Source organism: Nocardioides sp. YIM B13467 (assembly GCF_042788075.1).
GTDB lineage: Bacteria > Actinomycetota > Actinomycetes > Propionibacteriales > Nocardioidaceae > Nocardioides.
In genome coordinates, this window is the sequence record NZ_JBHZPJ010000046.1 from 480,452 (window position 1) to 500,427 (window position 19,976).

The 19,976-nt window shown below is 71.2% G+C and carries 14 protein-coding genes and 1 pseudogene; 10 read left to right on the plus strand and 5 right to left on the minus strand.

The annotated features are described in order from the left end of the window. Positions 1 to 65 precede the first annotated feature (65 nt). The 4 genes from ACFX43_RS09580 to ACFX43_RS09595 all read left to right on the plus strand — a co-directional run bounded on the left by ACFX43_RS09580 (position 66) and on the right by ACFX43_RS09595 (position 4,134). Positions 66 to 755 (plus strand): FadR/GntR family transcriptional regulator, encoded by a 690-nt coding sequence (locus ACFX43_RS09580; RefSeq protein ID WP_378819932.1) that lies wholly within the window; start codon positions 66 to 68, stop codon positions 753 to 755. Beyond that, positions 752 to 1,513, plus strand: a complete 762-nt coding sequence (locus ACFX43_RS09585) for a creatininase family protein (RefSeq protein ID WP_378819935.1) — start codon at positions 752 to 754, stop codon at positions 1,511 to 1,513. The genes ACFX43_RS09580 and ACFX43_RS09585 overlap by 4 nt, the downstream gene beginning before the upstream one ends. A gap of 102 nt (positions 1,514 to 1,615) precedes the next feature. Continuing rightward, a complete protein-coding gene (locus tag ACFX43_RS09590; RefSeq protein ID WP_378819938.1) occupies positions 1,616 to 2,590 on the plus strand; it encodes an alpha/beta hydrolase family esterase in 975 nt (324 codons plus the stop codon). 5 nt (positions 2,591 to 2,595) lie between these two features. Further along, positions 2,596 to 4,134 carry an AbgT family transporter gene (locus tag ACFX43_RS09595; protein ID WP_378819941.1) on the plus strand — a complete coding sequence of 513 codons (1,539 nt, stop codon included), beginning with the start codon at positions 2,596 to 2,598 and terminating at the stop codon, positions 4,132 to 4,134. Between the two features lie 64 nt (positions 4,135 to 4,198). Here ACFX43_RS09595 and ACFX43_RS09600 read toward each other — a convergent pair whose 3' ends face one another. Then, positions 4,199 to 4,894 carry a type 1 glutamine amidotransferase domain-containing protein gene (locus ACFX43_RS09600; protein WP_378819944.1) on the minus strand — a complete coding sequence of 232 codons (696 nt, stop codon included), beginning with the start codon at positions 4,892 to 4,894 and terminating at the stop codon, positions 4,199 to 4,201. 96 nt (positions 4,895 to 4,990) lie between these two features. Here ACFX43_RS09600 and ACFX43_RS09605 point away from each other — a divergent pair, with 96 nt between their 5' ends. The 3 genes from ACFX43_RS09605 (at position 4,991) to ACFX43_RS09615 (ending at position 7,683) form a co-directional block, all read left to right on the plus strand. After that, positions 4,991 to 5,884, plus strand: a complete 894-nt coding sequence (locus ACFX43_RS09605; protein ID WP_378819946.1) for a LysR family transcriptional regulator — start codon at positions 4,991 to 4,993, stop codon at positions 5,882 to 5,884. Between the two features lie 482 nt (positions 5,885 to 6,366). After that, positions 6,367 to 6,729, plus strand: coding sequence for a sulfurtransferase (locus ACFX43_RS09610; protein ID WP_378819949.1), 363 nt, complete (start codon positions 6,367 to 6,369; stop codon positions 6,727 to 6,729). A gap of 78 nt (positions 6,730 to 6,807) precedes the next feature. Continuing rightward, positions 6,808 to 7,683, plus strand: coding sequence for an NAD(P)-dependent oxidoreductase (locus tag ACFX43_RS09615; RefSeq protein ID WP_378819952.1), 876 nt, complete (start codon positions 6,808 to 6,810; stop codon positions 7,681 to 7,683). On the opposite strand, the gene ACFX43_RS09620 is transcribed toward ACFX43_RS09615, so the two are convergent. Together ACFX43_RS09620 and ACFX43_RS09625 are read right to left on the minus strand one after the other, a co-directional pair. Continuing rightward, positions 7,672 to 8,088, minus strand: a complete 417-nt coding sequence (locus tag ACFX43_RS09620) for a VOC family protein (protein WP_378819955.1) — start codon at positions 8,086 to 8,088, stop codon at positions 7,672 to 7,674. The genes ACFX43_RS09615 and ACFX43_RS09620 overlap by 12 nt on opposite strands. A 49-nt stretch (positions 8,089 to 8,137) precedes the next feature. Next, a complete protein-coding gene (locus ACFX43_RS09625; RefSeq protein WP_378819956.1) occupies positions 8,138 to 8,860 on the minus strand; it encodes a TetR/AcrR family transcriptional regulator in 723 nt (240 codons plus the stop codon). 520 nt (positions 8,861 to 9,380) lie between these two features. Between ACFX43_RS09625 and nhaA the strand changes: the two genes are divergently transcribed. Together nhaA and ACFX43_RS09635 are read left to right on the plus strand one after the other, a co-directional pair. After that, on the plus strand, positions 9,381 to 11,264 hold the full coding sequence (nhaA, locus tag ACFX43_RS09630; protein ID WP_378819959.1) for a Na+/H+ antiporter NhaA: 1,884 nt from the start codon (positions 9,381 to 9,383) through the stop codon (positions 11,262 to 11,264). 277 nt (positions 11,265 to 11,541) lie between these two features. Next, the gene (locus ACFX43_RS09635) at positions 11,542 to 15,819 is read left to right on the plus strand and encodes an alpha-(1->3)-arabinofuranosyltransferase family protein (RefSeq protein WP_378819961.1); all 4,278 of its coding nucleotides are present in this window, start codon (positions 11,542 to 11,544) and stop codon (positions 15,817 to 15,819) included. 17 nt (positions 15,820 to 15,836) lie between these two features. Here the strand turns inward: ACFX43_RS09635 and ACFX43_RS09640 are convergent. Beyond that, positions 15,837 to 16,904: pseudogene (locus tag ACFX43_RS09640) on the minus strand (acyltransferase family protein); the annotation flags it as partial. After that, positions 16,904 to 18,826, minus strand: a complete 1,923-nt coding sequence (locus tag ACFX43_RS09645) for a hypothetical protein (RefSeq protein WP_378819964.1) — start codon at positions 18,824 to 18,826, stop codon at positions 16,904 to 16,906. The pseudogene ACFX43_RS09640 and the gene ACFX43_RS09645, both read right to left, overlap by 1 nt. A gap of 110 nt (positions 18,827 to 18,936) precedes the next feature. Here ACFX43_RS09645 and ACFX43_RS09650 point away from each other — a divergent pair, with 110 nt between their 5' ends. Further along, positions 18,937 to 19,899: a DUF3068 domain-containing protein gene (locus ACFX43_RS09650; RefSeq protein ID WP_378819967.1), complete on the plus strand. Its 963-nt coding sequence runs from the start codon at positions 18,937 to 18,939 to the stop codon at positions 19,897 to 19,899. The last annotated feature ends 77 nt before the right edge of the window (positions 19,900 to 19,976 follow it).

A 19,976-nucleotide genomic window follows, 5' to 3' on the forward strand; every position in this document is an offset into this window, starting at 1 on the left:
CGCAAGCGGTCTGCAAGCACTGTCTTCCTTGACGAGCAATTCAATAAGTGATTTAGTCACTTTCTGTGACCAGCAACACATCATCGCTCTCTGAACGCATCGCCGACGGGATCGTCGCCATGATCGAGGCCGCGGGCCTGGAGCCGGGCGACGCCCTTGCCTCCTCACGCGAGCTCGCCAAGCGGTTCGAGGTGACCACACCGACGATCCGGGAGGCGCTGCGCCGTCTCGAGGCGACCGACGTGATCCGCTTCAGGCACGGATCGGGCACCTACGTGAGCGGCGGGGTGAACCGGCGGCTGCTGGTCAACCCGCATGTCTCGGAGTCGCGCAGCGAGTCGGTCCTCGAGCTCCTCGACGCCAGGATCGTGCTCGAGCCGCCGGTCGCGGCCGCAGCGGCCTCGGCGCGCACCGACGACGACCTCGCGGCGTTGTCGCTCTCAGCCGACAACGCGCTCCAGCCGCAGTACGCCGACGAGCGGCCCGAGCTGCACTTCCACGTCGCGCTCGCCGGCGCCTCGGGCAACCTGCTGCTGCGCGAGACGATCGAGGCGCTGCTCCAGGTGAGGGCCCGCGACCAGATCGAGATCCGGCACCGCTACACCGACCGCGACCGTGACCACGCCGACCACCTCCGGATCGTCGAGGCCGTACGCGACGGCGACGCCGACGCCGCGGCCGCCCTGACCCGCGAGCACCTGCTCGCCATCCGCGACGCGATCGCCTCCACCCTCGGCCCGGAGCAGGGCCGATGACCGCGAAGCTCGCCGAGATGACCACCCTCGAGGCCGCAGCGGCCGCGCGGGGCGGGACGGTCGTGGTGATCCCCGTCGGCGCGTTCGAGCAGCACGGCGCCGGACTGCCGCTCGCCACCGACCAGATCCGCGCCGAGGCCCTCGCCGACGCCGTGGCCGAGGCCCTGCCCGGCAAGGTCGTGATCGGTCCCTGCGTACCGGTCGGCGTCTCGCCCCACCACGAGGCCTTCGCCGGCACGGTGAGCCTGCGCCCGGCGCTGTTCGCCGCCGTCGTACGAGAGTACGTCGAGTCGCTGGCCGCCCATGGCTGGCACCGGTTCCTCGTGGTGACCGGGCACGGCGGCAACAACGCCACCCTCGGCACGCTGGCCCAGGACCTGATGCGCGACCGCCCCGACCTGGAGCTCGCCTGGACTCCGGTGACCGTGCTCGCCAAGGACAGCGTGGCCGGCATGGAGCTGAGCGAGGTCTCCGGTCACAGCGGCGAGGCCGAGACCGCCCAGATGCTGCACATCGCCCCCCACCTCGTACGCCACGACCTGCTCGCCCCGGGAACCACCTCGACCGACCAGCTCGACGCCTTCGCCCGGCTGGCCCGCTCGGTGAACCACCCCGCCGTGGCCCTCCCCTACGACCGCCTCTCCCCCAGCGGCGTGCTCGGTGACCCACGTCGCGCCACCGCCGAGGACGGCCGCGCCATCCTCGCCGAGGCCACCGACCGCATCGTCGCCTTCATCAAGGAGTGGCTCGACACCTAGGCCACCCGCCCCTCCAGCTCGGGACCCGACCGGGACGCACACCGCGTCGCCGGGCGATCCAGCACACCCAAACGCACCGAACTGCCCCGAAAGGAGCACGACATGTCCCCACGACACCTCCGCCTGCTGGCGCCGGCCGCCGCGGTCGCAGCGGTTGCCGCGCTGTCCCTGGTCCCGAGCGCCACCGCGCTGACGCAGGCCTCCCCGGACCGAACAGCCCCGACCGCGTCGACCACACCCTGTGCCAAGCCCACCGAGCAGGAGCCCGACAGCAGCCAGAAGTATGAGCTGACCAGCGGCGACATCGAGCGCAGCTACGTGCTCCGCCTGCCCGAGGGCTACGACCGCCGCGACAGCTGGCCGCTGATCGTCGCCTACCACGGCCGCGGCAGCACCGGCGTCGAGGTCGAGGGCTTCTCGGAGCTCTCCGACCTCCCGGCCGTGGTCGCCTATCCCGATGGCGCGATCGGCACCGGGTCGGGCTATCGCAAGGCCTGGCAAGGCGCACCGTACGAGGCACCCGGCGTCGACGACGTCGCCTTCACCACCGACCTGCTCGCCGCCATCGAGGCCGACCACTGCATCGACACCACCCGCGTCTATGCCACCGGGAAGTCCAACGGCGCCGGTCTGGCCGCGCTGCTCGCCTGCCAACTGCCGGACACGTTCGCGGCCGTCGCCCCGGTCGCGCCCGCCCTCTACCCGGGCACCCGGACGGGCTGCGCCGAGGCACCGCCGACGCCGATCCTGGAGATCCACGGCGTCGCCGACGCGACCATCCCCTACGCGGGCGACGCCGACCGGGACCTGCCCGCGATCCCCGAGTGGGTCCAGGGCTGGGCCGATCACAACGGCTGCGCCAAGTCCACGAAGCGCACCAACCGCGACGTCGCGACCACCCGGTGGACCGGGTGCGACCAGGGTGCCGAGGTCCAGCACGTCGCCGTCGACGGCGGCGGCCACGTCTGGCCGGGCGGCGACATCTACTCCGGTGGCGGCCACGTCACCCACACCATCGAGTCCGCGACGGTGATCTGGGACTTCTTCTCCCGCCACCGCCTCTCCAGCGAAGGGTGACCCCCGTGACCAGCACCGCAACCACCACCAGCGACAGGCTGCCGTGGATCATCCGCGCCATGGGCGTGATCGAGCGCGTCGGCAACGCCCTGCCGCACCCGTTCTGGCTCTTCTGGATCCTCGCCGCGATCCTCGCCGTGATCAGCGCGATCTGCGCCGCCGCCGGCGTCTCGGTCATCTCCCCCAGCGACGGGGAGGAGGTCGTCGTCCAGAGCCTGCTCAGCGGTGAGGGCCTGGCGATGGCGGTCTCCACGATGGTCTCCAACTTCGCCGAGTTCCCGCCGATGGCGACCATCGTCGTGGTCATCATGGGCGTCGCCGTCGCCGAGCGCACCGGGTTCCTCACCGCCGCGATGAAGACCGGCATCTCCCGGGTGCCTGTCGGCTGGGTGGTCTTCGCCGTCGCGTTCACCGGCACCGTCGCCCACGTGGCCTCGGCGGCTGCGTACATCATCCTGGTCCCGCTCGGCGGCCTCGCCTTCCGGGCGGTGGGGCGCTCCCCGATCCTCGGGATCGTGGTCGCCTACACCGCGATCGCCAGCGGGTACGACGCCAGCCCGATCCCCACGCCCAACGACGCGATCTTCGCCGGCATCACCACCGCCGCGGCCCAGATCGTCGACGAGAGCGCGTACGTCTCCCCCGTCAGCAACTGGTTCTTCAACATCGCCTCCTCGGTGCTGCTGGCCGCGGTGATCACCCTGATGACGAAGTTCGTCCTCTCCAAGCGGCCCGACCTCGACGCCGACGAGGACGCCGACGACGGTGACTTCGGCTCTCTCGAGCTCGACGGCCGTGAGCGGCGGGCGCTGCGCTGGTCCCTGCTGAGCCTGCTGGTCGCGATCGTGGTCGTCGCCGCCGTCGTGATCCCGCCGGCCTCTCCCCTGCGCGGCGAGGACGGGTCGCTGACCGAGTCGCCGTTCCTCACCGGCATCGCCGCGATCGTCGCGGTGCTCTTCGGTCTCGCCGGCACCGTGTACGGCACGCTGTCCGGTTCGATCACCAAGGCCGGCGACGTGCCCGCGCTGATGGGCCAGGGGATCAAGCAGATGGCGCCGGTGCTGGTGCTCTTCTTCGCGATCGCCCAGTTCCTGGCGTACTTCGAGTGGTCCCACCTCGGCGACGTGCTCGCGGTCAACTCTGCAGAGGCCCTGGAGACCAGCAACATCCCGGTCTGGGTGGTCTTCCTGCTCGTCCTGGCGCTGCTCAGCGTCGTCAACATCATGGTCACCAGCGGCTCGGCGATGTGGTCCATCGCCGCGCCGGTCCTGGTGCCGATGCTGATGCTGCTCTCGGTGCCGCCGGAGACCACCCAGGCGCTCTTCCGGATCGCCGACTCGGGCTCCACCGCGATCACCCCGATGAGCCCGTACTTCGTGATGGCCCTCGGCTTCCTGCAGCGCTATCGCAAGGACGCGGGCATCGGCACCCTCGCCTCCTACACCCTGCCGTTGGCCATCGCGATGAGCCTGGCCTGGACCGCCCTGTTCTTCCTCTGGTGGGCCCTCGGCATCCCGCTCGGCCCGGGTGCTCCGGTCCGCTGATCCCCTGCGACGAGGCCCGGCGACCTGTCGAGGTCGCCGGGCCCTGTCACGCCTCGGGCGTGGATCAGGCGAGCCGCTCCAGCAGGGCCTTCGCGGTCGAGACGCTGGACTGCGGGTTCTGTCCGGTGATCAGGGTGCCGTCGACGATCACGGTGTCGCTCCACGGCTCGCCGGCCTCGACGATCCCGCCGGCCGTACGCATCCGCTGCTCGACCGAGAAGGGGATGCTGTCGCCGTAGCCGCCCTGCTGCTCCTCGGTGTCGGTGAACCCGGTCATCCGGCGGCCGCCGAAGAGCCAGCGGCCCTCGCCGGTGGCGGCGAGGAGGCCGGCGACGCCGTGGCAGAGCGCGACGATCGGCCGGCCGGCGGAGTCGGTGGCGGCCAGGAGCGCGGCGAGCGTGGGGTTCTCGACCAGGTCCGCCATCGGGGCGTGGCCGCCGGGGATGTAGACGGCGTCGTACGCGGCGGGGTCGATGTCGGCGAGATCGAGCGGATGGGCGAGCTCCTTCTCGAGGGTCTCGAGGTAGGCGCGGAACCGCTCGGCGTCCTCGGGCTGGACGCCGCCCTGCTCGCTGAGCGAGAGCGCGTCGACGGTCGGCGCCCTGCCGCCCGGGGTGGCGATGTCGATCTCGACGCCGGCTCCGGCGAGCGTCTCGTGGGAGGCGGCGACCTCCTCGGCCCAGTAGCCGGTCGGGTGCTCGGTGCCGTCGGCCAGGACGAGGGTGTCGGCCGCCGAGACGACCATCAGTACGCGTGCCATGAGTTCTTCCTTCTTCTTGTTCGGTTCGGTGATGACGTAACGACGACCATCGCCCTCTTCACTCCCGAACCTCCTCGTGTGGTCATAATGATTTCTATGACCTCGCTCGACCTCTGGGAAGCGTTCGCGCACGCCTACCGGGAGCGCTCGATCAGCGCCGCGGCACGTCGCCTCGACCTCACTCAGCCAGCGGTGACCGCCCGGATCCGCAAGCTCGAGCACGAGCTCGGCGTGCCCCTGTTCGAGCGCTCCCGCACCGGCCTGGTGCCGACCGCACGGGCCGACGCCCTCGCCGCCCGGATCACGCCGCTGGTCGACCAGCTTCGCGGCGCCGTCGGCACCGAGCCCTCGATCGGGCCCGCGAGCATCCGGATCGGCGGCGCCGCCGACGTGATGACCACCCGGATCGTGCCGGCCCTCGCCCCGCTCGTACGTGACGGCCTCGACGTCTCGGTGACGACCGGCCTCGCGCAGGACCTTCTCGACGACCTGGCCGCCGAGCGCCTCGACCTCGTCGTCTCCTCCGTACGACCCGGCGACGAGCGGCTGCGGTCGGCCGCTCTGGTCGACGAGGAGTTCCTCCTGGTCGCGGCGCCGGCGGTCGCCGTACAGGTCGATCCCACCGAGCTGGAGCAGAACCCGGTGCGCGCGCTCGCGGCCGTGCCGCTGGCGGCCTACTCCCCCGACCTCCCGATCATCCGGCGCTACTGGCTCACCGAGTTCGACGCGCGTCCCACCAACCGCACCGCGCTCGTCCTGCCCGACCTGCGCGGCATCCTTCGCGCCGTCGTCGCCGGCATCGGCGCCTCGGTGCTGCCCCGCTACCTGGTCGACGGAGCCCTCGCCGACGGCGCCGTCGTACGCCTCCACGAACCCAGGCTCGGGCCGCTCAACACCCTCTGGCTCGTCACCGGCGCCAGCGCGCCACCGGCCGCCGGCCACGTCTGCCGACACCTGAGCGCCGAAGCCGCCGGATGGGCCAGCACCTGACCGCTTTCCTGAAAGACTTCACCCGTGAACGTACTCATCGACGCCGACGAGCTCGCGACCGTGCTCGCGTCCGACCAGCCCCCGGTCCTCCTCGACGTACGCTGGCAGCTCGGCGGCCCACCCGGACACCAGTCCTACCTCGAGGGCCACCTCCCCGGCGCCGTCTACGTCGACCTCGACACCGAGCTGGCCCGCCACGGCGAGCCCACCGACGGCCGCCACCCGCTCCCCGAGCTCGCAGACCTGCAGGCCGCCGCCCGACGGTGGGGCATCTCCGAAGGTGACACCGTGGTCGCCTACGACGCCGTCGGCAACACCTCCGCCGCTCGCGCCTGGTGGCTGCTGCGCTGGGCAGGGATCGCCGACGTACGCCTCCTCGACGGAGCCCTCGCCGCCTGGACCTCCGCCGGGCACCCGCTGGCCACCGACGACGTCGTGCCTGCGCCCGGCACGGTGACGCTCACCCCGGGCGCCACCTGCCCGTGCTGCCGTTCGAGCAGGTCGAGGCGTACCAGGGTCTTCTGCTCGACGCCCGCGCCGCCGAGCGCTACCGCGGCGAGGTCGAGCCCGTCGACCCGAAGGCCGGCCACATCCCCGGCGCGGTCTCCGCGCCGACCGTCGACAACCTCGGAGCTGACGGACGCTTTCTGCCCGCCGAGGAGCTCCAGACGCGGTTCGCCGCGCTCGGCGTCGAGGCCGGCGCCCCCGTGACCACCTACTGCGGCTCCGGCGTGACCGCAGCCCACCAGATCGCCGCCCTGGCGATCGCCGGCTACGATGCCGCGCTCTTCCCCGGCTCGTGGAGCCAGTGGAGCAACCACGACCTCCCGGTGGAGACCGACTAGCTCGACAGGGATGGCCTTGACCTCAAGTCAACTTCATCTTTGACGATGGTGACTCACCACGAGAGATGGAGCTGGACCATGACGGAACGCAAGGACCGACCCGCCGTGACCGTGATCGGGATGGGCAACATGGGATCGGCGGTCGCCCGGGCATACCTCGAACGCGGCTACCGGACCACGGTCTGGAACAGGACGGCCGACAAGGCCGAGGCGCTCGCCGACGCGGGAGCCGTCGTCGCCTCCACCGCGGCGAAGGCGGTGGCGGCCAGCCCGCTGACGATCCTCAGCCTGCTGGACAACACCGCGGTCGAGGACGTCCTGGTGTCGGTCGGACAGGCAGCGGCCGGCCACACCCTGGTCAGTCTGACCAGCGGCTCCCCCGCCCAGGCGCGAGCCAACCAGACCTGGGCGATCGAGCACGGCGCGGCGTACGTCGACGGGAAGATCATGGGCGACCCGCCCGATGTCGGCACGGCCAAGGTGTCGCTGGCCTTCAGCGGGGATCGCCACACGTTCGACGCCGTCGAGCCGTCGCTCCAGGAGCTCGGCTCCGTCACCTACCACGGGTCCGACGCCGGGTTCGCGGCCGTGGAGTTCAACGCCCAGGTCGCGATGGGCTACGAGTTCCTGATCGGCTTCCTGCACACCCTCAACCTGGTGGAGAGGGAGGGCATGGACCTGGAGGCGTTCACCGAGCGGCTCGCCGGGTCGCTGAACGGCTACGCCGGCCTGCTGACGATGATGGCCGGAGCGATCAAGGGCGGGACGTACGGCCCCGACCTCGGCTCGCTCGACGTCCAGGCGGCCCTCATGGACGACCTGATCGGGCACCGGGAGTCGACCGGTGCCGAGGCGGTTCGGATGCGCGAGGTGAAGTCGCTGATGGACCGCCGGATCGCCCAGGGCCACGGCGACCAGGGCTTCTCCAGCATGTATGAGTTGCTACGCCCCTGAGGCCTGCGCCTCCTGCGCGGCGACCTCCGCCTCGGATCGCAGCACGCAGAGCTGGTTGCCCTCGGGATCGGCGAAGATCACCCAGCCGGTCCCGGGGCCGTACTTCCCGCGATGGTCGGCGATCTGGGTCGCGCCGAGCTCGAGGAGCCGCTCGACCTCCTCGTCACGGGTGCTGGTGCGCGGGCGCAGATCGAGATGGATCCGCTTGGCGGGCAGCTCCCCGTCGGGCACCTCGATGAAAAGCAGCCGGTGGCCGGTCTCCGGGTCGAGGATCATGCACTCCTCGTGACCGGGGAGGTTCGGGTCACCCTCCACGTCGACGTAGCCGAGCAGAGCCTTCCACCACTCCGAGAGCGCGTACGCGTCGTGGCAGTCGATGGTGGTGTGCGAGACGAAGAGTGTCATGCGCACATCGAAACCTAAGCGCGCACCCGAGTCCACCGGGTTTTGGGCCTCAGGCGGGCTCGGCGACCTTCTCGTCGATGAACTGCGGGAGCAGCTCGATCGCGATGGGCGCCGCGGCGTCGATCTTCTCCTGCGGCACGTCGCAGATCCGCAGGCAGGTGGCGGCGATCGCCCAGGCCTCGCGGCACGGGATCCGACGGTTCGGGTCCTCGGTGCGCATGTTGATCACGCCCTCGACCTGCTGGATGAGCAGGTCACCCAGCTGCTTGCGGCTGACCGTCGAGCGGACCGTCTTCGAGGCGATCTCGCCGGCCAGGTGCGCGTAGTGGCCGGCCAGCTCCGCGTGCTCGTTGCGGAACTCGTCGTAGACCTCGCACTTGGCCACGTCGGGGAGCTGGTAGAGCATGCCGACGTTGTGCGGCACGTCGGCGAGGGTGCGTACGTCGACGAGGACCAGCAGGTAGAGCGCGGTCTCGTAGTCGAGCGGCGGCACCCGGTCGAGGATCTTCTCGACCTTGTCCGTGGTCGGTCGCACCGACCGGCGGAGCAGCTCGCCGAGGATTTCGTCCTTCCCCGCGAAGTGGTAGTAGAGGGACGCCTGGCGGATGCCGACCATGTCGGCGATCTCGCGGGTAGACGTCGCCGCGAAACCCTGGGAGACAAACAGCCGCGATGCGGCATCCAGGATCTGGTCGCGCGGTGAGGTCGTACCTGAATCGGGAACATGCCTAGGGCGGCCGGGCCGAGAACGCCTAGTTGTCATGTTGCCCATCTAACTCCCATCCAGACTTTCAAGGAAGACTTGAAAGGACTTTATCCTCTACAAAATATGAGTCGTAGGACCTATTGAACATAGTTCGATTGTGCTATGTCCACGATGTGCGTGTTTGCGCCTGTCAGTACCCGGACGCATACGCCGGAAGCCCCCATGTACGGCTGAGCACCGGGTCGCGCCACTTGGTTCGGCGCTGTCATCCGGCTGTTACCCGCCGTCAGATGGGCTAACGACGATGTGGGTGACAGGTCACGCATCTGTTGGACATTCGTGTAACGCCTGTGGCGACCGCCACATGATCTTCGACCGACCCGCTCGTCTGGTTCGCGACCACCCAGGGCCGCACCGGGTACGTCACGCCCGACGGCGACGGCGTGCGGACCGTCTCGCGGCAGCCCTCTCCCCGACGGCACCCTGCCCCAGGGCACGCTCGCCGGCCTGGTCGCCGTGCGGCGCTGAGGCGACTCTCACGCGGACAACGACAGATCGCGGCTCAGACCCGGCCTAGGATCATTCCGTGGGGAAACAGCAGACGCAGTGCCGGCGTGACGAGGACCTGACCGGGCAGCTCGGCACCAGGCTGCGGCACTTCATGCATCTGGAGTCGACGAGTGCCACGTTGCTGGTGATCGCCTCGCTGCTGGCGCTGGCCTGGGCCAACTCGCCGTGGTCGCACGGCTATGAGCACCTGTGGGAGACGGTGTTCTCGGTCCGGTTCGGGGACGTCGGCCTCTCGATGAACCTGCACCACTGGGTCAACGACGGCCTGATGGTGGTCTTCTTCTTCGTCGTCGGTCTGGAGGTACGCCGCGAGCTCGCCGTCGGTGAGCTCACCGACCGCCGCCGCATGGTGGTCCCGCTGATCGCCGGTGCCGGCGGCCTGCTGCTGCCGGCCCTGATCTACCTGCTGCTGAACCCCTCCGGTGAGGCGGCGCGCGGGTGGGGCATCGTGATCGGCACCGACACCGCGTTCCTGCTCGGCATGCTGGCGCTGGTCGGGCCGGCGGTCTCGACCCAGCTGCGCATCTTCCTGCTGACCCTGACCGTCATCGACGACATCGTCGCGGTGAGCGTGATCGGAGTCGCCTACACCGAGAACCTCCAGGTGGGCCCGCTGGTCGTGGCCGGGCTGGCCCTGGTCGGGATCTTCGTGCTCGACCGGGTCAAGGTGTGGCGGGCCGGGCCCTACGTACTGCTCGTCCTGATCGCCTGGGTGGCCACGCTCGGCGCCGGGCTGCATGCCTCGATCGCCGGGATGCTGGCCGGCCTCTTGGTGCCGGCCGCTGAGCCGACCCGGGCCCAGATGGAGGTCGCGACCTCGCGGTTCCGGGCCTTCCGGCAGTCGCCGCTGCCCACGCTGCAGCGCGAGACCCGCGACGAGCTGACCCGCACGATCTCGGTCAACGAGCGGCTCCAGGAGACGCTGCACGTGCCGACGAGCTATCTCATCGTGCCGGTCTTCGCGCTCGCCAACGCGGGCGTCGACCTGCGCAACGGGGTGCTCGGCGAGGCACTGAGCTCGCCGGTGACCTGGGGCGTCGTGGCCGGCCTCGTCCTGGGCAAGACGCTCGGCATCGGCGGGGGTGCGCTCGTGGCCACGCGGCTGCGGCTCGGAAGGCTGCCTCAGGGCGTCGGTGGCGGCCATGTTCTCGGCGGCGCGGCGCTGTCCGGGATCGGCTTCACCGTCGCGCTGCTGATCACGACCCTCGCCTTCGACTCCGAGACGCTGCAGCGCGACGCGATCGTCGGCGTACTCCTCTCCGTGGTGCTCGCCTCCGCGCTCGGCTGGGTGATCTTCCAGCTCTCCGCGCGCTTCCTCGGACAGCGTGACGCTGCCCTGCCGAAGCTGCTCTCTCCCCCGGTCGACCCGGAGCGCGACCACATCTACGGCGCCGAGGACGCCGAGGTCACCCTGGTCGAGTACCTCGACTACGAGTGCCCCTTCTGCGCCCGTGCCACCGGCACCGCCAACGAGGTCCGCGACTACTTCGGCCCCCGGATCCGCTACGTCGTACGCCACCTCCCCCTCGCCCAGCACCCGCATGCCGAGCTGGCCGCCGTCGCCGCCGAGGCCGCCGCCCGGCAGGGCAAGTTCTGGGAGATGCACAAGCACCTCTTCGAGCACCAGAACGAGCTCGAGCACCACGACCTGGCCGGCTACGCCGGAGTCCTCGGGCTCGACGTCGAGCAGTTCCTCCGCGACCTCGAGGACCCGGCGCTGGCCGAGCACGTCCGCGAGGACATGGCCTCGGCCAACGACAGCGGCGCCCGCGGCACCCCGACCTTCTTCGTCGGGTCACACCGCCACGAGGGCCGCTACGACGCCCGCACCCTCATCGCCGAGCTCGAGCGCTCTGCCACCGGGGAGACCGCTCGGCTCGGGATCCGATCGCGCCGTTAGCCGAGACCCGGCCGCGCAGCGCCAGCCAAGTCGCGAGCAGCACGATGACGAGCATGCCCACGTTGTGCGCGTACTTCGGGACCGGCGCGACGTCGCCGATGAGGGGGAAGTAGGTGAACGCCAGCAACCCCCGCTCGAGCAGGAAGGCCGCACCGACCGCCGCCGTGTGCCGCACGGTCCATGCTCGTGTCCTGGCGGCAAGCAGGATCAGGACCCCGGCTGTCGCCGTCGCGGGGGCCGCGGCGACNCGGGTCCCGGTGGTGAGGGAGGTGCTCTCATGGAACCTCCTGCTCGTGCTGCGCAAGACGTGACCCCGGGCCCAGTCAGCCCCACCCCCGCTGCCTCGAGCTCCGCTTCGGCCACCTCGAAGCTGAGGATCACGGCGTACGTCGCGATCCTGACCGCGATCACCTTCACCCAGGCCCCGGGCCGGATCGTCGCGGACACCAAGTTCGACCTCAGCGCCGACCCGTGGACCTTCCTGGCCCGGGCGCTGAACATGTGGGACGCCCAGGGCGCCTTCGGCCAGGTGCAGAACCAGGCGATCGGCTACCTGTGGCCGATGGGCCCGTTCTACGGGCTCGGCCAGCTGGCGCAGCTGCCGGAGTGGGCGATCCAGCGGCTGTGGTGGGCGCTGCTGCTCAACCTGGCATTCCTCGGTGTGCTGGCGGTGGCCCGCGAGCTGCAGCTGGGACGGCCGTGGGCGCAGGTCGCGGGTGCCGCCGCGTACGTCCTGACGCCACGCGTGATGACCATCCTCGGTGCCAACTCTGCCGAGCTGTGGCCGACCGCGATCGCGCCGTGGGTGCTGCTCGCGGTCATCCGGGCCAGCGGCACCACCACGACGAAGGACCTGGTGCGCTGGTGCGCCGTGGCCGCCCTCGCGGTCGCCTGCGCGGGCGGGGTCAACGCGACCGCGGTCTCGGCGGTGATCGTCCCGGGCGTGGTCTTCCTGCTGACCAGGACCGGTGCCCGGCGGTTCGCCGCATTGGTGCTGTGGGGCGTGTTCACCATCCTCGCCACCCTGTGGTGGACGATCCCGCTGGTGCTCCAGGGCCGCTACATCCCGCCCTTCCTCGACTACATCGAGACCGCCGCGGTGACCTCCTCGACCACCGGCCTGCTGCCGACGCTGCTCGGCACCTCCGACTGGGTGGCGTACGCGGATCCGCTCTACTACCCGGCCGGGCAGAGCCTGCACGCCACGCCGTTCCTGGTTCTCGACGCCGCCGCCGTCGTCGCCATCGGGCTCGCCGGGCTGGCCGGGATCGGCCGCGCGCGTCGCCACCCCGAGACCCGGTTCCTGATCGGCTGCGTGCTGGCCGGCGCCGTCCTGGTCGGGATCGGCTACACCGGCGCACTGGCCGGCTGGGGAGCCGAGGCCCGTCAGGACCTCGTCGACGGCGCCCTGGCCGCGGTGCGCAACAGCCACAAGTACGACGCGGTGCTCCGTCTCGGGCTCGCCGCCGGGGTCGTGCTCGCCGTCGAGACCATCCTCTTCCGCGCAGAGCTGGCACGAGCCTCCGGGACGGCCACGAAGGCCGCGCAGTGGCTGAGGACCGTGTTCGTCATCGCCGTGGTGGCCGCGCTGGCCGGCCTGGCGGTGCCCTGGGTGCGCGGCCAGGTGCCGCCGCCCGGGTCGATCGAGAACGTCCCGGCCTTCTGGACCGACGCCGCCGACTATCTCTCCGAGAACGACGACGGCGGCGTGACGCTCGTGGTCCCGGCCGCCCGGTTCGGCGACTACCTGTGGGGCAGCACCCACGACGAGGTCCTGCAGCCCTACGCCGACTCGCGCTGGGCCGTACGCGGCGTGGTGCCGCTGGCCGAGCCCGGCAACGTCGTCTGGCTCGACCGGGTCACCGAGGAGATCGAGCGCGGCACCCCCAGCGCGGACCTCGCGCCGATGCTGGCCAAGGCCGGCGTGACCCGGCTGCTGGTACGCAACGACCTGCACTGGGGCACCACCGGTGCCCCGCCGCCCTCCCTGGTGCACGCCACCCTCGCCCAGTCGCCCGGGCTGACCCGGGAGGCGAGCTTCGGCACCGAGTTCGGCAACACCACCTACCACCGCGAGAAGGGCACCCGCGTACTCGTCGACGGGGGACTGGCCGGGGAGTATCCCCCGATCGAGATCTACGAGGTCGACGGCGCCACCTCCGACGGGACCCTGATCCCGGCGAAGACGACCGTGATGGGTGACCCCGGTGAGCCCGCCAGCGGCGCGCCGGCGGTGCTGACCGCCGACGACACCCGGTCGGCCGCCGACGGCTCCGACGAGAGGGCCGACGTCATCCTGACCGACGGCCAGCGGCGGCGTACGACCCTCTTCTCGGGGGTCCGCGCCAACTCCTCCGCGACCCGCACCGCCGAGGAGGGCGTCGACTCCGACCAGCCCGAGAGCTTCCACCGCTACCTGGAGGACCAGGAGCGGTGGCAGAGCACCATGGTCTGGCGCGGTGTCGAGGCCGTGGAGGCCTCCAGCTCGGCAGCGACGCCGGAGGAGGTCCCGGTCGACCGCGGCCGGGCGCCCTCGGCGGCCCTGGACGGCGACCCCGACACCGCGTGGCGCACCGAGACCGGATGGGACCGCACTCCCGAGGGCGCCTGGTTCCGGGTGCGGTTCGAGGACGAGACCGACCTCGGCAAGGTCACCATCACGCTCCCCGACAACGTGGTCGGGGTCGAACGGCTCGAGCTCGTTGCCGGCGCCCAGATGCGCAAGGTCTACGCCCCGCAGCCGGGGGAGGAGGCGACGTACGACCTGACCGGGTTCAGCGCGCGCAACCTCACCATCACCGCCCGCGGAGCCACCGCCTACGGCCCCTGGGGGATCAGCGAGCTCGACATTGAGGGCGTCGACGCCCAGCGCCTGGTCGCGCTCCCCGAGCCGCCGGAGGACACCACGATCCGCAAGATCCGGCTCGGTCGCGACACCGATCGCAGCGGCTGCATCGATCAGGGTGGCGTGCTCTACTGCGAGCCGTTCCTGGCCGCCACCGGCGACGACGGCGACGATCTGGACCGGCTCATCACCCTCACCCGCGGGCAGTCGTTCGACGTCACCGGGACCGTGTCGCTGCGCCGCGACCACGCCTACGCCGCGGCGGCCGCCGCCCTCGCCGGTGTCGACATCGCCGCGCCGAGCAGCGGAGACATCGCCCAGTCGGCGCTCGCGATGGCCGACGGTGACGACGGCACCTCCTGGCGCGCGCCCTCGACCGGCCCGGCCACGGTGACCCTTGGGTTGTCCGAGCGGCAGCGGATCCGGTCGCTGCGGCTCGTGGTCGACGAGGCCGCCCCGGTCAGCATCCCCACCGAGGTCGAGATCACCGACCTGCGCCGTCCCAAGCGCACGGTCACCCGCGAGGTCGACTCCGACGGCGACGTCGCGGTGCCCAGCGGCTGGCGCACCGACCGGCTCCGGATCCGGATCACCGAGACCGACGCCGCCTACGACCAGCCCTCCAGCATGGCCGACGCGACCGAGCTGCCCGCCGGCGTCTCCGAGGTGCAGGTCAACGGCCGTCCGCTCGGCGACGGGCGGCTCCGGGCCGGCTGCGCCGACGGTCCCCGCATCCGCGTGGGCGAGCGGGTGCTGCGTACGGCGGTCAACGGGTCGCTCTCCGATCTGCTGCGCGGTGGCGAGGTGCCGCTGAGGGTCTGCGGTACGGCCCCGATCAACCTGGCCGCCGGCGAGAACACGCTGCTCGCCGATCCGGTCAGCGCGATGCGTGTCGACAGCCTCGAGCTCAGCGCCGAGGTGATCGCGGACGCGGAGTCTCCGGAGGCGGTCGAGGTGGAGCGCGACGAGCGCGACGCGGCGGTCTCGGCGACGGTCTCCGCCGAGGCCTACGACCGGGTCCTCGTGCTCCCGCAGAACATCAACACCGGCGCCACCGCCACCCTGGACGGCAAGGTCCTGCGCGCCCAGCGGGTCGACGGCTGGCAGCAGGGCTGGATCGTGCCCGCCGGCGCCGGGGGAGAGGTACGTTTCGGCTTCGCGCCCGAGGGCACCTACCGTGCCGGGCTGATCGCCGGTGCGGGCGGCGCCGCACTGGTCCTCGTGCTCGCGCTGGCGACCTCATGGCGCCGCCGCGGCACCCCGCCGAGCCTGGAGCTGTTCCCGGTGGCCGCGCCGTGGCGGTGGTACGACGGCGGACTGCTTGTCCTCGTGGCCGGTCTGCTCGCCGGCTGGTGGGGTGCGCTGGCCGCCGTGGTCGCCTGGCTGCTGCCGCGCCTGACCGGCCGCCGGCCGGCTCTCGTACGCCTCCTGGCCGCCGGGTCCGGGGCCGCGCTGCTCGCCGGCGCCCTGGCCGTCGAGATCCTCCCGACCGCCTGGGACCTGCCCTGGGACCCGCCCGCCTGGACGGCTCAGGCGCTCTCGCTGGTCGCGATCGTACTCGTCGCCGCGGCCGCTTCGGTCTCACCGGACTCTGACGCAGTCTCAGACGCGGGCTCGGTGTCAGGCTCCGGCTCGGGCCGCCGCTTCGGCCGGCGCCAGGAGGGACGCCAGCCGCGCAGCCGCATCATCCGGCGCTCGAAGAAGATGTAGGACAGCGCCGCGATCGGAATGGTGACGGCGAGCGTCATCCCCAGGACGGTCCAGAAGCGGTCGTTGAAGGTGCCGAACCCGAGCAGCTCCATACCCATCAGCAGCACGAACATGTGGATCGAGAAGACGCCGTAGGAGATCTCGCCCAGCGCGCTGGGCACCGGACCGGCCAGCCAGCGGCGTACGGGGCCGTCGAGCTCGGGCCCGAAGACCAGCGGGAAGATGACGCAGACCGCGACCGCGCCGTAGAGCACGCACTTGAGCGCGGACTCGGCCGGTGTCGGGGCATCGACCAGTCCGACCGGGCCGGTGATGGGCGTGCAGGCCGCGACGAAGAGCCCCAGCGCCAGCAGCCACCAGCCGGCCAGGTCGCGCGCGGCAGCGTCCAGCCGCGCGCGCATGCCCGGGTCGACCGAGCAGGCCGCGAGCGCGGTGCCGGCCAGGAACCACGGCAGGTAGGCCGGCAGCCACTCGGCAGCGAACGGTTGGTCGAACCAGGTCCGAGCGCCGGCCGCGAAGGCCACCCCTCCGATCGAGAGCAGCAGGCAGACGACCAGCACACGGCGTACGTCCAGGCGGTCCCGCGGTGTCAGCAGCCGCACCACCAGTGGCAGCGCGAGGTAGAAGGCGACCTCGGTGCACAGGCTCCACATGTGCGCCAGGCCGTAGGCATGCGTGTCCTGGGTGTAGATCTGGGTCAGAGTCAGGTTGGCGATCCAGCCGCCGACGCCGACGTCGGAGTTCGCGGGTGCGGCGATCAGGCAGACGGCCACGACGACCCAGTAGAGCGGCAGGATCCGTAGAGCCCGCTTCCACAGGTAGCGTCCGGTGCTCGGCGGCGGCGCTCCGGCGGCGCTGGCGGCGAACCACGGCCTGGCCAGCAGGAACCCGGAGACCACGAAGAAGAGCGCCACGCCGAGGTCGAAGTGGGCGAGCATCGCCCCGGTCCACCCCTGCGGGTAGCGGCCGGTGTGGAAGCCGACGTGGGTCAGCACGACCATCAGCGCCCCGACGGCGCGCAGCGCGTCGAGCGTGAGGAATCGGCGATCCACATCGCCCCGGGCTCCGCTTCGGCCAGCCATCATCAGCCTTCGTCCTCAGGCCCTGAGATCGGGTCGCCGAACGGCACCACGCTGCCGACCTCGATGCCACCCAGGCAGGGCTTCGAACCCGGAGTCAGGCTCTGGAGGCCGATGGTGTCGAAGCGACCCTCGCCAGTACGCAGGTAGAGGCTGCGGAACCCGGGCTCGACCTCGACGTCGTAGGAGTGGTCGCCGGCGGTCACGCGCATCCGGCCCGCGTCCTTGGCGGCAGCCACGTAGGCGACCCGGATCCACCACCCGGCTCCGTCGACGCCGCCGTCCAGGCCCACCTGGAGCGGCGTCTGCCGCACGCGCAGCTTGCACTTGTCCAAGCTCGGTGTCGGGTCGACGGCGCCGACCGAGCGTCGCTCGGGCTCGACCAGGGCCGGCCGGATGTGGCCGTCCTTGTCGACCAGGTAGAGATTGTCGGTGCTGGCCCGGGGGAACGCCATCTTGTCCGACAGCGGCCGGAGCACCCGGCTCACCTGGTTGTAGGGGTACGACGCGCCCCAGACCATCCACTCGGGCACCGGCCCGTCCGCCATCGGCAGCGGCTCCTCGACCTCGGCCAGGTCGGCGCGGACGGTGTCGATGTAGCGCCGGGTGTTGTCGTCGTCGTGCCAGCCCTGGACGTAGGAGTAGGACGAGAAGAGCCCCAGCGCGGCGACGACCGCGGTCGCCACGGCGACCCGCCGGGGGACGTCGAGGAAGAGCGACGTACGCGTCGGGGTGAGAGTCTCCACCGCCCCGCGCAACGGCAGCGTGGCCAGCGCGAGCGCCATCGCGGTGACCGCGATCGTGTCGGTGAGGTAGCGGTAGGCGAGCGCGATGTCGGCACCGACCCCGCCGGCCCGGATGGCGGTGATCAGGGCGATGTCGATGACGAGGATGCCGCCGACCAGCCACCAGGCCCGCAGCGCGATCGAACGGGTGCGGGCGAGTTCGTAGGTCAGCAGCGCCAGCACGCCGACGGCGAGCACGGAGATCACCGCCCCGGGCTCGGCCCAGCCGGCCGAGTTGCCCTCGATCCACTTCCACCGCAGCGGCCCGCCGACCACGCCGGGCGCCCACGACTCGAACAGGAACCGCTGGGCGACCAGCGCGAACCCGTTGGCGTCGGAGCTGCCGGACGCCTTCGACGATCCCGCGCCCAGGGTGAGGTAGGCGACCACGGAGCCGATCGAGACGACCCCGTAGAGGAGCACGCCGGGCAGGTAGCGAGTCAGGATCGTCCGCAGCCGGGTCAGGATGTCACCGGTGGCGAACCAGCCCAGCGCCAGCACGGCGTAGGGCCAGAACAGCAGCATCGCCTTCTCGCCGAAGGCGATGGCGGCCAGCGTGATGAGGATCGTCAGCAGGGCCCAGCGGAACCGCCGCGTACGCAGGTAGTTGAGGTGTGCCCACGACCCCCAGAAGATCCCGGCGAGGAACGGCAGCTGGGTGATCCCGGGACCCCAGGACAGGAACGCCGGCAGGCTGATCGAGCTGAACAGGAACAGCGCCAGCGGCGGCAGGATCCCGCGCCGCTTCCCGAACGCGGAGCAGAGGAAGACCAGCGCGCCCAGGTTCGCGATCGCCTGCAGCACGAGGAGCTCGACGGCCGGATAGGCCCAGGCGTAGGGGTCGAGGCCGAAGTTGTAGGCCGTCAGCGCGAACGCTCCCGGCATCAGGTGTCCGGCGAACCCGTGGAAGAGCAGGTCGGCCGAGAGCCCGTCCGACATCAGCTTCGACATGAAGTTGGCGTCGTCGAAGCGGTACCACGAGCCGCTCAGCGCCCAGGCGCGGAAGGCGAGCTGGGCCACGATGAGGGCGAGCGCGGTCGCCACGACGTTTCGGGGAGTCGCGAGCAGGCCGTCGGCAGCGGGCGCGTCAGCAGGCCCGCCGGTGTGCCCGGCAGCAGTGGTTGTGGGATGGGGGGAGGACACGAAGAGGAAGTGTCGCACAGCGGTTTGTGACCCGTTGCACACCGGACCGGGTATTGCTGCTACGGTTCGCGGATCGAGGGGGGAACTGAGGCCTTGGGAGGGGCAAAAACATGCGAAGAGTGATTGGTTACGTCTTCTTGCTGGTCGGCGCGTTTGCGCTGGTCGCTGCCGCGGTAGCGGGCTTCTGGGGCCGGGACGCCGCGGCGACCGTGCCGCTCAACGTCAACACCACGACGGTCCTGGACGGCACCGCCAGCGGCGCGCTGGCCAAGTCGGATACCCCAGTTCCGGTGAAGTACACCCGGACCACCGAGGCGGCGCCGAAGGAGTCGACCGACGACGTCGTCGTCTTCGTCGAGGCCGGCTGCATCATGATCCAGGAGGGTGACACGCCTCCGTGCGCCCGCGCCGAGGACGACGACCGCGTGGTGACCACGACCGAGCGCGCCTACGCCATGGACCGCAAGAGCTCCGAGGTCGTCGAGGACCAGGCCAAGTACGTCGGTGAGGACCGGGCCGTCGACGGCATGACCGGCCTGGCTGGCAAGTTCCCGTTCGAGACCGAGCGGCACGACTACGAGTACTGGGACGACACGCTCGGCACGACGGTCATCGCCACCTACGTCGACGACGTCGACGTCGAGGGCGTGAAGACCTACCAGTTCGAGGTCTCTGCCTCCGAGGACGACGCGTCGCTCTCGGCGGGAGACGACGGGGTGAAGGACACCGAGGACGACATCCGGGGCACCTACGAGGCGACCCAGACGATCTTCGTCGAGCCGACCACCGGTTCCTACATCGACCAGAGCGCGACCCAGAAGATGGTCACCAGCACCGGCACGGTGCTGATCGACGCCGACATGAGCTACTCCGACGAGACCGTCTCCAACAACGCCGAGGACGCCAAGGACAACATCGCCCAGCTCAACCTGATCGGCACCTGGATCCCCGTCGGCGGCGTCGTCGCCGGCCTGATCTTCCTGCTGATCGGCCTGTGGCTGGCGCTGCGCGGTCGCAAGCCCAACGGTGGCGCCCACGCCGCCGCGGACGACCGCACCCTGGTTGACGCCTGAGGCTCAGCACATACCAGCGTCAACGTCTGCGGGCCCGGAGGACAGTCTCCGGGCCCGCAGACGATTTCCATGCCTGG